Genomic DNA, 14,509 nt, shown 5'->3' with positions numbered 1-14,509 from the left:
TGTCCACTGTAACCGGAGCGTTATAAAGCATCCAACAAATTATGCATACCCGATATCTAACCGCGTGGATGAACTCTCGTCACATCAGTCCCAGGATCCGTATGCCTGCACGGTATTTTCGGCGATCCGCGCGCACAGTTCCGAGAGCTCCCATCCAGTCAATTCGGCCATCGCCCGGACGGTATACGGGACCATGTAGCTTGCGTTTGGACGCCCCCGGTGTGGATGCGGGGTGAGGAACGGGGCGTCGGTTTCGACGAGGATCCGTTCCGGTTCGGCGATGGCCAGGGCGGCGCGGAGGTTGGCGGCGTTCTTGAACGTCAGGGTGCCGGCGAAGGACATGTACCAGCCCTCGCTGTTGCAGATCCTGGCCAACTCCTCCCCGCCGGAGAAGCAGTGGAACACCACCCGGTCGGGGGCGCCCTCCTCCCGCAGCACCTGGACGACGTCGTCATGGGCGTCCCGGTCATGGATCTGCAGGGTCAACCCGAGGCGTTTGGCAATATCGATGTGGCGGCGGAAGGAATGGCGCTGATGGGCCAGCCCTTTCCCCTCGGTGCGGAAGAAATCCAGGCCGGTCTCTCCGATAGCCCGGATGCGCGGGTGCGCCGCGAGCGCTTCGATCTCAGCCAGGGCCTGTTCCAGTTCACCGCGGGCGGCGTAGGCCGGCGCGTCATTGGGGTGAAGGGCGACGGCACCCAGCAGCCGCGGGTCCAGATCCACCGCCTGCACCGTGAACCGGGACGATTCGAGGTCGCACCCCACCTGCACGGCCCCCTGCACCCCGACGGCGGCTGCGGCATCGAGGGCGTCGGCAATGCCGACCTTCAGCTCGTCGAAGGGGAAATCCAGGTGCGTGTGGTTGTCCATGACCGGCACCGGAAGCGGTTCCGGCGCCGGCGGGTATCCCTGCCTGCCGGCGCCATCGCTGCCGGGCGCACGGAACGGGACGGGAGTCAGGGATTTGTGCATCTTCCCAGCCTATCGGGGCACCCCGGGACAGATGCACCGGGAGCGCCCCGGGGAGTTAACCCGCCCGCGCCATTTCCCGCGCTATGTCCCAACCGGGGCACGGCAGATATTTCCCCGGAACTCTCTGTCAGGTCCGGCAGTTGTGTTAGTACGCTGTTAGGAAGACTGGCTATACAAGGAAAATGGAACAACGATATAAACAAAGCTCCGGAACAGACGGCCAGGCACTTATGGCCAGGAAATAAACGGCTAGGAATAGACGGTCAGGAACACAGGCACACACCCGACAAGTGGCCCGGCAGGCTCCATGCCGGGCCACCGGGAACCACCAGGGCTGAAAGGCTACCGATGGACTACCACCGCACCTCCCTAGACGAAGCCCTCCCTGAGGGCCAAAGCCTCCGGGAAGGGTCCGCCGTCGCCGGGCTCCCCGGGACCCGGCGCGCGGCCCAGCCACCGGCGGCCATGGACGCGGAATCGTTCAGTTCCGCCAGCGAGCGCATCCTGACCGCCATCAACACGGTGATCGATGGCAAGGCGGAAGCGGCCAAACTGGCCTTGACCGTGCTGCTGGCGCAAGGCCACCTGCTGCTGGAGGACGTCCCCGGGGTGGGCAAGACCCTTCTTGCGAAGACTCTTGCCCGCACTATCGACTGTTCGGTGAGCCGCATCCAGTTCACCCCCGACCTGCTCCCTTCCGATGTGACGGGCGTGTCCATTTACAACCAGGCATCCCGTTCCTTTGAGTTCCGGCCCGGGGCGGTGTTCGCGAATATTGTCATCGGAGACGAAATCAACCGCGCCTCGGCCAAAACGCAGTCGGCCCTGCTGGAATGCATGGAAGAACACCAGGTGACCGTGGACGGCAAGTCCTACAAACTCGATGAGCCTTTTATGGTGGTGGCTACGCAGAACCCGATTGAAATGGAAGGGACCTACCCGCTCCCGGAAGCGCAGCGGGACCGTTTCATGGCGCGAATTTCCATGGGCTACCCGGACAAGGACGCCGAGATGGAAATGCTGGAAACACACCAGGCGACGTCCCCGCTGACCAAGGTCACCGCCGTCGTCACCGCCGGCGAGGTCGCCTCCATGATCGCCACGGTGAGGCAGGTCTACGTCTCGCAGTCGATCAAGGAGTACACCGTGTCCCTGGGCCGCGCGACGAGGGAAAGCGGGATGCTCCGCCTCGGCGCGAGCCCCCGGTCCATGCTCCAACTGCTGCGCGCGGCCAAAGCCACAGCGGCCCTGGAGGGCCGGGACTATGTGCTGCCGGACGACGTCGTCAGCGTCGCCGAAGCCGTCCTGGCCCACCGGATCATCCTGGACCGCAAAGCCGCGAGCACGGGCGAGACCGCCCAGAGCGTCATCCGCGCCGTCCTGGCGAAGATCCCGGTCAGCCCTGACATGGCGGCGGCGCCGGCAACATCCGCCGGACATGCCGCCGGCGGCGGGGTTTCCACCCGGGCTGCCACACTGCCGGACCGCCGCTAGGGGTGGCCCGGCCGTGGCGCTGATGGACCGGTTCCCGAGGCACATTTTCACGAGCCGCGGCTGGGGCTTGCTGGGTTCTGGTGCCGTCTTCCTCCTCGCGGCCCAGGTGATGGGACGCCGGGACCTGCTGACGCTGGCCGTCCTGCTGCTTGTCCTGCCGTTGCTCGCGCTGGCCGGAACCCGGGTGCTCAAACCGAATTTCCAGGTCTACCGGGAGTTCAGCCCCGCCAGCGTCGAGACGGCGGCCACGACGACGGTCCGGCTGGCCGTGGCCCGGACCGGCCTGGGATCCGGCCACGCCCTCATGGAGGAGCGCCTGCCCGCGCGGTTCGGGGAGTCCCCGGTGTTCCGGTTCCCGGCGCGTTCGGCCACGGGCGGGACGAGCCGCTATGAATACCATCTGCGCTCCACGAAACGCGGCCAGTTCATGATCGGGCCGGTCACGGCCGAGTTCAGCGACCCCTTCGGGCTGTCCCTGCACCGCCACGCCATCGACGACGGCGACATCCTCACCGTGACGCCCGCCGCCGTCGAACTTCCCGTCACCGGGCTGGCGGGGGCCAGGGGACACGACGGCGTCACCGCCACGCGCATCCGCGCCAACCCGAGCGACGACGACGTTATGACCCGGGAATACCGTCATGGTGATCCGATGCGCCGGGTGCATTGGGCGGCGACGGCACGGCACGGGCAGCTTATGGTCCGCCAGGAGGAGTCCGTCACCACCCCGGAAGCCACCATCATCCTGGATCAGCGGCTGGCTGCCTTCACCCGCAGCGCATTTTCCGGCGGCGGGACCGCCCACCGCGGCACCGCCGGTCCGGACGGCCACGAACTCGTCACCAGCGACACGTTCGAGTGGGCGGTGACGGCCGCAATGTCCATCGGGGCCCATCTCGCCGAGCGCAACTATGGGCTGCGCTTCCTTGACGCGGCCGGCGAGCCCGCATTCCAGCACTCGCCCTCCGCGCCCGAGCCGGAGGCCGAAGAGTACATCGGCACGTCCGGTCTGCAGTCCATTGCCGAGAGCCTCGCAGCGATCCAGCTCACCGGCCACCACCACAGCCGCAGGGATACGAGGGAGGCCGTCCCCTCCCGGGGTCCCGGCCGTCACCCCTCCGGAGCGGAGGCCGGCCCGCAGCCGTTCGACGACCGGCTCATGGACAAACTGGCGGCCCACCGCATGCGTGGGCCCATCCTGGCGGTCCTCGGAAATCTCACGCCGGCCGAGGCCCGGGCGCTGACCCCGGCTGCCGGCTTCACCGCGAACGCCTTTGCCCTGGTCATTGCGGAGCGCCTCCAGGAACTCGACGGTGTGCTCGAAACACTCCGGCTCGGCGGCTGGCGGGCCGTCGCCGTCACCCCCGCAATGCCGCTGCCCGCTGCGTGGGCGTCGTTCGACTCGGACGGCGCCGCGCCGCTGGCAACCGCGGCCGATGTGCGGCGCGGATCAGGGGCCCGGCGATGACACTGACACCGCAGCGCAGCGCGGGCCCGCATTCGGCACAGTCCGGGACGTCCCCGGGAGGCTCCCCCGTCCCGCCGCAGGGTTCCTTCCCAGGTGCCCGGAAGGCACCGACGAAGGTCGGCGCACAGCCGTGGCTCATGGCCCTCGCGGTGGCACTCGCCGTCGCCGGTGCCGCGCTGAGCCTCAATGGCGTGCTGCGCGGGTGGGCCTGGTACTCCCCCGTCCTCTCGACGGTCCTCACCGTGGCCCTTACGATGGCCGGGCTCCGGGCGCTCCGGTGGCGCAGCGCGTTCGTGACGGCCGGTGCGCTGGCTGCGCTCGTGCTGATCCTGACGTTCACCTTCTTCCGCGCCAGCAGCATCCTGGGCTTCCTTCCATCCGGCGACACCCTGACGCAGCTGGACCGTTACGTGCTCCGTGCCAGTGAAACCGTCCTGGCGGAAAGCGCCCCGGTGGCCCCCAACGCCGGAATCGTCCTGCTGGTCTGCGCCGCCCTGGGGCTGCTGGTGATCCTGGTCGATGCCCTCGCCTTTCCCCTGGCCCTGCCGGCCACGAGCGGCCTCGGGATCCTCGCCATCCTCATCGTTCCCGCCATGATCAAGCCGCAGAGCGTCGGCGCGGCCGGTTTCGTTGCGGCCACGGCAGGCTACCTCCTGATCCTCGGCTGCAGCCACTGGTTCGCCCCCGACCCGCGGACGGGCGCCGACACCGCCCGGAACCCGGGCCAGTTCCGGCGCGGCGCCCTGACCGGCGCCGTCGCGCTGACACTCACCCTGTTAGTGCAACTCGTGATCCCGGGATTCGACCAGGGAACGTTCCCGCAGGGCTCGCGGCTGAATCCCTTCGGCACGGCCTCGGGGCTCAACCCGATGATCAGCCTCGGCAACAGCCTCCGGGCCCCCACCGGGGACGGCCGGATCACCTTTGCCACCAACGCGCCGAGCACACCGTACCTGCGCTCCGTGACCGTGGACAGTTTCAACGGCGACAACTGGGCGCCGGATGACCGCAATGACACCCGGCGGCTGGGCACGGGGCGGATGGATTCGGGCTACGAATCCGCCGCCACCGAGGTCCGGGTGGTCACCGCGGTCAACACCGGCCAGTTCACCAGCCCCTATCTGCCCGTGCCCTACGCCCCGGAAGCCGTCAACGGCCTCAACGGCCGCTGGAGCTGGGACCCGGCCACGCTGAGCATCAAGGGCGTCGACACGAACTCCCGCGACCAGCAGTATGTGGTGCTCTCTGCCTCCCCGCAGCTCACCCCGGAGCTACTGGCCGGGGCCACCGGGCCGGTGCAGGGTGTCCCCGAGCAGTTCATCCGGACGCCGGCCAACGTCCCGGAGATCGTGCAGCGGACAGCCGAGGCCGTGACTGCCGGAAGCTCCACTCCCTACGCCCGGGCCCTGGCCATCCAGCGTTACCTGCGCTCGGTGGAATTTTCCTATTCGCTGCAGTCCCCGGTGCAGGGTGGCTATGACGGCAACGGATTGTCCGTGCTGGCGGACTTCCTGAACCAGAAGAGCGGATACTGCATCCATTTCGCGTCGGCCATGGCGGTGATGGCCCGGCTGGAAGGCATCCCCAGCCGGATCGCCGTCGGTTATGCCCCGGGACGGGCCACCGGCGCCACGGTTTCGATTGGGGGCCAGGGTGCCCTGCCGGAGTACGAGGTGGATGCGCGTGACGCCCACGCCTGGCCGGAACTGTATTTCCAGGGACTGGGCTGGGTGCCGTTCGAACCGACCCCGTCGCGCGGTGTGGTGCCGTCCTATGCCACGGATGCCCAGGTCGCCGGCGGCGCCAGCACGAACGAAAACAACGACGGCCTCCTGCCGAGCGTCAGCCCCAACCCCGCGCCGCTGCCCACAGCGGCGCCGCTGCCGCTTCCGGGCGCTGACGCCACGGCGGACGCGGCCAGCCGGTGGCTGCCCGTGCTGTACTCCGCCGGCGGCCTGCTGCTCCTCGGTCTGCTGCTGGCATCCCCTCAGCTGGCGCGGACCGCCCTGCGCCGCCGCCGGCTGAACGGCGCCCGGGGCGACAGCGCGGCGGCATTGCAGGCCTGGGCCGAACTGCGTGACCTCGCCATGGACTATGGCGTAGCGCCGCGGACCAGCGAGACTCCCCGCCATTTCTCCGACAGGCTGCGCCTCTCGGGCGCCCTCGGGGAACCGCACGGCATCGACGCAGCCGGCCACCAGGCCGTCAGGGCCCTCACGGCGGACTTCGAACAACGGCAATACGGCCGTCCGTCGTCCGGGGGCGACGGCGCCGGCGTCCCGGGCAGTGCCGACAGAGCTGCGGGCAGTGCCGCTGCTGCGGGAAGCGCGGGGTCACCGGCCGCTCACCGGATCGAAGCGGTCCGTTCCACGCTGCGCGCCCATGCCGGGCCGCTGGTGCGGTTCCGCGCGGCATGGCTGCCGCCCTCCATCATGGCCGCCTGGCGGCGTGCCGCCGCCGCCCCGTTCCGCGCCGCCCGCCGCGCAGCACAGCGCACCCGGCGCGGCCTCGCGGGTACTTGGTTAATGACCCGCGGGGCGGCGCACCGGGTGCGTCGGGGAAGCTGGCTGCGCCGGGGCTGAAGCCGGTCCCGCGCAGCCGGTGGTGTTCCTAGCCGGCGTAGGGGTCGGCGATGCCGATGTACTGGGTGTAGAGGTATTCCTCGATACCTTCGAGGCCACCCTCCCGGCCCAGTCCTGACTGCTTGACCCCGCCGAAGGGTGCCGCGGCGTTGGAGACCACACCGGCGTTCAGGCCCAGCATGCCGGTCTCCAGGCGTTCGCCCATCCGGATGCCCCGGTTGAGGTCCCTCGTAAAGACGTAGGCGACGAGTCCGTACTCGGTGTTGTTCGCCAGCCGGACCGCCTCATCCTCGGTGTCGAAGGTGATGATCGGCGCGACGGGACCAAAGATCTCCTCGGACAGGATCCGGGTGCCCTCGGTGACGCCTTTGAGGATGGTCGGCTGGTAGAAGTAGCCGGGACCGTCCACTGCGGCGCCGCCGATCACCGCGACCGCGCCGGCGGATACGGCGTCGGATACCAGTTCGTGGACCTTGTCCCGGCTCTTGGCATCGATCAGCGGGCCCACCTTGGACTCGGCCTCGGTGCCGCGGGCCGTGGTCATGCCGGCCATCTTGGCAGCGAACTTCTCCGCGAACTCATCCGCAACGGACTCGTGGACGATGAACCGGTTCGCGGCGGTGCAGGCCTCGCCCATGTTCCGCAGCTTCGCCAGCATCGCTCCGGCAACGGCGGCATCGACGTCGGCGTCCTCGAACACGACGAACGGGGCGTTCCCGCCAAGCTCCATCGAGGTCCGCAGGACCGTCTCGGACGCATCCGAGAGCAGCCGGCGGCCGACTTCCGTGGAACCGGTGAAGGAGAGTTTGCGGAGCCGGGAGTCCTTGATCAGCGGACCCGTGGTGGCTCCCGCCGTGGAGGTCGGGATCAGGTTCAGCACACCGGCCGGCAGCCCGGCCTCCACCATCACGGCCGCAAACAGCTGGGACGTCAGCGGGGTCAGGTTCGCGGACTTCAGCACCATGGTGCAGCCCGCGGCGACGGCGGGCGCCACCTTGCGGGTGGCCATCGCAAGCGGGAAGTTCCACGGTGTGATCAGCAGGCACGGGCCCACCGGCTTCTTCGTGACCAGCAGCCGGGACTTCCCGTCCGGGGACACCGAGTAGCGGCCGAAGGCGCGAACGGCCTCTTCGGAGAACCAGCGCAGGAACTCTGCACCGTAGGTGACCTCGCCACGGGCCTCGGCCAGCGGCTTGCCCATCTCCAGTGTCATCAGCAGCGCGAAGTCCTCCGCACGCTCGGTCACCAGCTCAAAGGCACGGCGCAGGATCTCTCCGCGCTCACGGGGCGGAACCTTCGCCCAGGAGTCCTGCGCGGCGGCCGCGGCATCCAGTGCCGCCGCCCCGTCTTCCGGTCCGGCGTCGGCAAGGCTCAACAGGACTTTGCCGGTCGAGGGATCCTCCACGTCGAAGGTCTTGCCGGACGCGGCCGGACGCCACTGGCCGTCGATCAGCAGTCCTGTCGGAACAGAGGCAAGCAGGGCGCGCTCGCGCTCCGCGGTAACAATGGGCTGGGCAGTTACGGTCACGGTTGACTCCCTCGTCAGCGGTTCGGGTGAATGGGATGGGATTCAGCACTGTCCAAATGACCATTCGAAAGCGCTGGATTTACTGCCACGGTACTGCTGTATTCTCCGCACTGTCTACGCATCCCCGCACTACGCGGCGGGGGGCGCGCTGTGCAGCTGCACAGCGCACGTTCAGCGGGCAGCCCGGCGCGCCTACCGGGCCGCGAGCACGGCGGAATACAGCTCCCGCTTGCTGACCTTGGCATCGTCCGCCACGGCCGCGACGGCCTCCTTGAGCCGGATACCCTGCGCAATGAGCGCGTTGACGTCCGCCACGTGGTCCTCCGGCTTGCCCGGTTCCCGTTCCGGGGCGCCGCCCACAACGACGGCGATCTCGCCGCGCACCTCATTGGATTCAGCCCACTCCAGCAGTTCGCGCAGGGTGCCGCGGATGACCTCCTCATAGGTCTTGGTCAGCTCCCGGCATACGGCGGCGCGCCGGTCCGCGCCGAACCGCTCGCGGAGCGCCCGGAGCATCGGCTCCAGCCGGTGCGGTGCTTCAAAGAAGATCATGGTGCGGCGTTCGGCGTCGAGATCCGCCAGGCGGGAGGACCGTTCTCCGGCCTTGCGGGGCAGGAACCCCTCGAAGCAGAACCGGTCGGTCGGCAGCCCCGAGAGCGCCAGGGCGGTAAGCACCGCGGAAGGTCCGGGGGCGGCGGTGACCGTGAGACCGGCGGCCACGGCCCCTTCAACCAGGCGGAAGCCCGGATCCGAGACGGACGGCATGCCGGCATCGGTCACCATCACAAGAGTCTTGCCTCCGCGAACTTGGTCCAGGAGTTCGCCGGTCTTGGCGGCCTCGTTGTGCTCGTGGTAGCTGATGATCCGGCCGGCCACGGTGACACCCAGGTTCTGGACCAGGCGGTGCAGCCGCCGGGTGTCCTCGGCGGCGACGATGTCCGCCGTCGTCAGCAGCTCGATCAGCCGGTACGTGGCGTCTCCGGCGTTGCCAATCGGGGTTGCCGCCAGCACGATCCGTCCGGGTCCGCCGCCCTGGGGAACGGGCCCCGCCCCGGGGCCTTCGCCGGGCCCCGGACCGGCGCCGTCCTCGACGTCGTCCGCTGCGCCCAGGTTGTCGCCGGACAGGTTCGGGGAAGTGCTGAGTTTAGGGTCCACACGACCAGCCTACTGCTGGCACGGGCCGCGGGCCGACGAACCCGGCGACGGGCGACAGAGGACCCGGCGACGAACCGGACGGAGGACCACAGCCGCAAAAGGTAGCATGGGCAACGTGACGCAGACCCCCACCCGGGACGTCGAGGCCGGTTCCACCGGATCGGCGCCCCCAGCCACCCGCACCGGACGCAACCTGGAGGGGCACCGCTGGGTCAGCCGCCCGGAGGAGGCGTTCACCCCCGAGGCCCTCACGGACCGGCTGATCGGAAACATCCGGAGCTGGCGGGACTACCCGCCCTCGCTCCGGCTGTGGTTCTGGCTCATTCCGGCCATCACTGCGGGCCTCGGCGGAGTCCTGCGCTTCGTCCGGCTGGATTCTCCCCGCACCCTGGTCTTCGATGAGACCTACTACGTCAAGGACGGCTACTCGTTCCTGGTCAGCGGCTATGAACGGGCGTGGCCGGACAAAGCCAACGAAGCCTTTGTCGCCGGGAATCCCGGGGTGCTCCTGGACAGCCCCGAGTATGTCGTCCACCCGCCGGTCGGGAAGTGGATGATCGCCGCCGGCATGTGGCTCTTCGGCCCGGACAATCCCTTCGGCTGGAGGTTCGGGGCTGCCTTGACAGGCACGCTGTCCATTTTCCTGCTGGTCCTCATTGCCCAGAAGCTCTTCCGCTCACTGACCCTCGGGGCTGTGGCGGGCGTGCTGCTGGCGGTGGACGGCCATCACCTGGTGATGTCCCGGACGTCCCTGCTGGATATCTTCCTGATGTTCTGGGTCCTTGCCGCGTTCGGCGCCCTGCTGATGGACCGCGACGACGGCCGACGCCGGCTCGCCATTCGGCTCGGGCGGCAGGCCGCGGCCTCCCCGGACGGACGCCCCGGCCTGCTCCAGCTGGCCTCCGGCCCCTGGCTGGGGATCCGCTGGTGGCGGCTCGCCGCCGGAGTATGCCTGGGCCTGGCCGTGGGCACAAAGTGGTCAGCGCTGTTCTTCCTGGCCGGCTTCGGGCTGCTCACGGTCTTCTGGGACCTCAGCGCACGCCGGATCGCCGGCATTCACGGCTGGATCAGCGGCGGAATCCTCAAGGACGGGATTCCGGCGTTCCTCAGTATCGTCCCGGTGGCCGCCCTCGTGTACGCCGCCAGCTGGACCGGCTGGTTCCGGTCCCGGGACGCGTACTTCCGGAACTGGGCCGCAACAGTCCCCTCGGCGGAGTGGGGCTGGCTGCCGGATGCCGTCCGGTCCCTGGCGCACTACCACCTGGAAGCCTACAAGTTCCACCAGGGGCTCAGCTCGGACCATCCGTACGAGGCCAGCGCCTGGAGCTGGCTGGTGCTGGGCCGGCCGACGTCCTTCTTCTACGAATCCCCCGAGCAGGGCAGCCCGGGGTGCGACACGGCCAGCTGCACAACGGCGATCCTCTCCGTCGGCAACCCTGTGATCTGGTGGGGCGCCGCCGTCTGCCTCGGCGTCTTGCTCTTCTGGTGGGCCGGGCGGCGCGACTGGCGCGCGGGGGCAGTCCTCGCGGGCGTGGCAGCCGGATACCTCCCCTGGTTCCTGTACCCGGAACGCACCATGTTCTTCTTCTACGCCGTGTCCTTCGAGCCCTTCCTGGTCCTGGCCCTCGTCTACTGCATGGGGCTCGTCCTGGGCCAGCGCACGGATCCCCTGTGGCGGCGGCGTTCCGGCCTGTTCCTCGTGACCCTCTTCGTGGCCACGGCCGTGCTCGTCTCGGCGTTCTTCTATCCGGTCTGGACCGCCGAGACCATTTCCTACCAGGATTGGCGGTTCCGGATGTGGATGCCGTCCTGGATCTAGGGGAGGATTGCAGGGGACGTCCGCCGGCACGAGGCGGACCCGGAATGGAGAAACGGCTGTGAGAGAAGCAAGCACCGGACTGCTCGTCGAGCTCGACCCGGGCAGCAACGTAACGGACCTGCTCCTGGAGCAGCACGCCAAGGATCCCGTGCACGCCCTCTACGCCCGCAAAGGGCAGGCCGGCTGGGCCGATGTTTCCGCGCAGCAGTTCCTGGACCAGGTCCGGTCGCTGGCCAAAGGGCTGATCGCCGGCGGCCTCACACCGGGGGAAACCGTGGCGGTCATGTCCGGCACCCGCTACGAGTGGACCGTGGTGGACTTTGCCATCTGGTTCGCCGGCGGCGTCCCCGTTCCCATCTATGAGACGTCCTCCGCCAGCCAGATCGAGTGGATCCTGCACGACTCCGGAGCCCGGCGCATCTTCGCTGAAAACGAGGCCAAGGCGGCCCTGGTCCGCGAGGTGCTGGACAGCTCCGGCCTGCTCGCTGACTCTGTGCTGCCTGTGGTGCGGATGGATTCCGACGGCGCCGCCCCCAACCTCGCCAGCCTGGCGGCCGCGGGCACCGGCGTCGGCGACGCCGAGCTGGAACGGCACCGGTCCGCGGCCGGCCTCGCGGACGTTGCGTCCCTCGTCTACACCTCCGGCACCACCGGCCGGCCCAAGGGCTGCGAAATCACGCACGGGAATTTCGCCCTGGTCGCCAAGAACATCGTGCCGTTCCTGCCGGAGATCCTGATGCAGCCCCGCACCCGGACCCTGATGTTCCTTCCGCTGGCGCACGTACTCGCCCGCGCCGTCCAGGTGATCTGCCTCAGCGCCGGGACCACCGTGGGACACACCGCCAGCGCCAAGGAACTGCTCGAGGACCTGGCCAGTTTCAAGCCCACCTTCCTGCTGGTGGTCCCCCGGATCTTTGAGAAGGTCTACGCCGGCGCCGCCCACAAGGCCGCCCTCGCCGGGAAGGAGCGCCTCTTCGAGTCGGCCGCCGCAGCCGCCATCAACTACTCCAAGGCGCTCGACGCCGCCACCCGGGGCATCGGGCCCGGTCCCGGGCTGGCGGCCCGCGCCCGGCACGCCCTGTTCGACCGGTTGCTGTACCCCAAGCTGCGCCAGGCCTTTGGAGGCCACCTGGGCTACACGGTCTCCGGGGCCAGTCCGCTGAGCCCCCACGACGCCCACTTCTTCCGGGGCGCGGGCGTCCCCGTCCTCGAAGGCTACGGCCTCACGGAAACCACGGCACCGTGCACGGCCAACACACCGGCCCGTTCCAAGGTGGGGACGGTGGGCATCCCGGTGCCCGGAACCACCATCCGCGTGGCCGAGGACGGCGAGATCCTGGTGAAGGGCATTGGCGTTTTCAAGGGGTACCACAACAATGCCGCAGCCAATGCGGAGGCGTTCGTGGATGGTTTCTTCCGCACCGGTGACCTCGGGTCCCTTGACGAAGACGGTTTCCTGACGATTACCGGCCGCAAGAAGGACCTGCTGGTCACCGCCGGCGGCAAGAACGTCGCCCCCGGGCCGCTGGAGGAAAAGATTCGCGAGCACGAGCTGGTCCTGCAGGCGGTGGTGATCGGGGACGGCCGGCCCTTTGTGTCGGCCCTCATCAACCTGGATCCCGAAGGACTGGAAAACTGGTGCGCTGTACACAAGGTTCCCGCGATGACGCCTGCGGAAGCCAGCGGGAACGATCTGGTCCGCGCAGCATTGCAGCACGCCGTGGACCAGGCAAACGCCCTCGTTTCCCAGGCCGAGTCCATCCGCAGCTTCGTTGTGCTGGACGCTGACTTCACGGTGGAATCCGGGCATCTGACGCCGTCGCTGAAACTCAAGCGCGGTGCCGTCGTGCGTGACTTCGAGGCCCAGATCAACCGGATCTACGGCTGACGCCCCGGTTCATGAAGGCATGAAAAAGCGGCCGGCACCGCGGTGCCGGCCGCTTTTCATGCGGTACGGGTTCCAGACGCCCTAGACGGTGCTGGAGTGTCCCCTCGAGGGGGTGTCATGCGTCCCGGTGCCTGCGGGGCCGGCGGCAGCCGTGCCGGGACGGTCCGTTCCCGGAGCAGTGGCGGGGGTGTTCCCGGCAGCCGCGTCCGTGGCGGCAGGTTCATCCGTGGCAGTCAGGCCCGCGGCGGTGTCGCCGGACTTGCCGGACTTGTCCCGCCGGAAACGGAACCGCTTGGCCGGGACCGCCTCCGCGGGCGCGGCTTCCTGGGGGTCGGCTTCCTTCGAATCCGGGTCCGCGGGATCCGTTCCGGACGGATCCCCTGCTGCCTCCTCGGCAGAATCAGCTGCCGCGGACTTGCGTTTTTTCGGCAGCCCGCGGCGCTTGCGCGTCGGCCAGGTGAGGATAAGAGTGACGAGCGAGGCGATCAGCACCAGGCCGGCGACAACGATCCCGCCGTCAACCCAGAACTGGCCCGGGAAGAGCCTGATCAGGGTGTCCTGCAGCGAGAACGTCCAGGTGCCACTCGCGAAGAAGACATTGTGGAACTGGGCGAAGAACTGCTCCCAGCCAAGCACCGCCAGTACGCCGAGGCTGATGATGATGACGAGGGTGACAATCGAACCGGCAAACAGGCCGCGCCGCACTCCCCCGGGGCTGCGGCGCCGCAGGTAAACCACGGCGATGAGGCTCAGCAGGATCAGCAGGACGCCGGCGCCGAAGGCGGACATGATGACGAGTTTGACGTCCGCCATGTGGCTGACTTCGCCGTCGCCGAAGAGCTTGTCTCCGCTGCGGTTGACGAGTTCACCAAGGTACCGCGGGCCTGACCAGTTGCTGAGGTAGTCCACGGCATAAGAGCCATAGGTCATGCGGTCGTCGGTGCTGAAGCCGTAACCGTCGCCTGGAAAACCGGGACGGTTGTACTCCACCCACAGGAACAGGGGGCTGGCGACGGCCCGGACGGCCAGCACCAGCAGGATGACGGGGAAGCACACAGCAAGAAGGACCTGCATCACGCGGGGGGCCACCGGTTTGGCGTTCGCGGCGTGTTCCCGTTCGGCGTTCCGCCGCTGGACCTCCTCTTCCGGCGGGCGGATCTGCAGCGCGGAGGTGGGCAACGGCTCGCTGAAGTGCGCGCCATTGCCCTTGGGCGCCGGTTCGACGGCGGCTTCAGCCGCCTTGCGGTCGGCGCGCGACAGCGGTTCCGGGGCGTTGACGGCCCCGGTTCCGGGGGCGCGGTCGGAAGCCGCAGCGGGGCGCTTGTCCGAAGCCGGCTTCATCCAGTCGAACGCTGGTTCGTCAGCGTCATCGGCCGGATCCAGCTGCGGATCCTGTCGTTTCGGAGGGGTGGGACTTGAGTCAGTCACTGGAGCTTCGCTTCCGTAGGCTTTCGCGCCGCCGGCCGGGGCCCGGCAGCGCTACGTATCTGTATCCGAGCCTACCGCCAGCGCCTCGCCGCGGGCGAGGTGCCACCCCGTGGGCGTCGGGGATTCGGCAGGCGGTTTGTGTGGCCGCTGTCGTGCGGGCCCGGGCACCCGTGCC

8 protein-coding genes and 1 pseudogene are annotated in these 14,509 nt (G+C 68.9%); 5 read left to right on the top strand and 4 right to left on the bottom strand.

The genetic code is table 11. The features are described 5' to 3' along the window. Nucleotides 1-84: 84 nt before the first annotated feature. A complete protein-coding gene (locus ASE96_RS17015; RefSeq protein WP_056433168.1) occupies nucleotides 85-972 on the bottom strand; it encodes a TatD family hydrolase in 888 nt (295 codons plus the stop codon). Nucleotides 973-1,320: 348 nt separating this feature from the next. Here ASE96_RS17015 and ASE96_RS17010 point away from each other — a divergent pair, with 348 nt between their 5' ends. The 3 genes from ASE96_RS17010 to ASE96_RS17000 are packed head-to-tail and all read left to right on the top strand — an operon-like array spanning nucleotide 1,321 to nucleotide 6,516. Then, nucleotides 1,321-2,466, top strand: coding sequence for an AAA family ATPase (locus ASE96_RS17010; RefSeq protein ID WP_056433167.1), 1,146 nt, complete (start codon nucleotides 1,321-1,323; stop codon nucleotides 2,464-2,466). A 13-nt stretch (nucleotides 2,467-2,479) separates the two neighbouring features. Beyond that, entirely contained in the window at nucleotides 2,480-3,934 is a 1,455-nt protein-coding gene (locus ASE96_RS17005) for a DUF58 domain-containing protein (RefSeq protein ID WP_056433161.1), read from the top strand. After that, nucleotides 3,931-6,516 (top strand): transglutaminase family protein, encoded by a 2,586-nt coding sequence (locus ASE96_RS17000; protein WP_056433158.1) that lies wholly within the window; start codon nucleotides 3,931-3,933, stop codon nucleotides 6,514-6,516. Before ASE96_RS17005 ends, ASE96_RS17000 begins: the two co-directional genes overlap by 4 nt. 28 nt (nucleotides 6,517-6,544) lie before the next feature. Here the strand turns inward: ASE96_RS17000 and ASE96_RS16995 are convergent, their stop codons facing one another. Then, nucleotides 6,545-8,044, bottom strand: coding sequence for an NAD-dependent succinate-semialdehyde dehydrogenase (locus ASE96_RS16995; RefSeq protein ID WP_056433155.1), 1,500 nt, complete (start codon nucleotides 8,042-8,044; stop codon nucleotides 6,545-6,547). 192 nt (nucleotides 8,045-8,236) lie between these two features. Continuing rightward, complete coding sequence (rsmI, locus tag ASE96_RS16990) at nucleotides 8,237-9,058, bottom strand: 16S rRNA (cytidine(1402)-2'-O)-methyltransferase (protein ID WP_056433280.1); 822 nt, start codon at nucleotides 9,056-9,058, stop codon at nucleotides 8,237-8,239. Nucleotides 9,059-9,305: 247 nt separating this feature from the next. Here rsmI and ASE96_RS16985 point away from each other — a divergent pair, with 247 nt between their 5' ends. Next, nucleotides 9,306-11,018, top strand: coding sequence for a dolichyl-phosphate-mannose--protein mannosyltransferase (locus tag ASE96_RS16985; protein WP_056433152.1), 1,713 nt, complete (start codon nucleotides 9,306-9,308; stop codon nucleotides 11,016-11,018). 58 nt (nucleotides 11,019-11,076) lie between these two features. Further along, on the top strand, nucleotides 11,077-12,906 hold the full coding sequence (locus ASE96_RS16980; protein WP_056433149.1) for an AMP-dependent synthetase/ligase: 1,830 nt from the start codon (nucleotides 11,077-11,079) through the stop codon (nucleotides 12,904-12,906). 366 nt (nucleotides 12,907-13,272) lie between these two features. Here ASE96_RS16980 and ASE96_RS16975 read toward each other — a convergent pair. Beyond that, a pseudogene (locus tag ASE96_RS16975) lies at nucleotides 13,273-14,334 on the bottom strand (TIGR01906 family membrane protein); the annotation flags it as partial. Nucleotides 14,335-14,509 lie beyond the last annotated feature (175 nt).

This window comes from Arthrobacter sp. Leaf69 (assembly GCF_001422645.1).
In the GTDB taxonomy this organism is placed as follows: domain Bacteria; phylum Actinomycetota; class Actinomycetes; order Actinomycetales; family Micrococcaceae; genus Arthrobacter.
The sequence above is the reverse complement of the archived record's forward strand: the minus strand, read 5'-3'. Positions and strand labels throughout refer to the sequence as shown.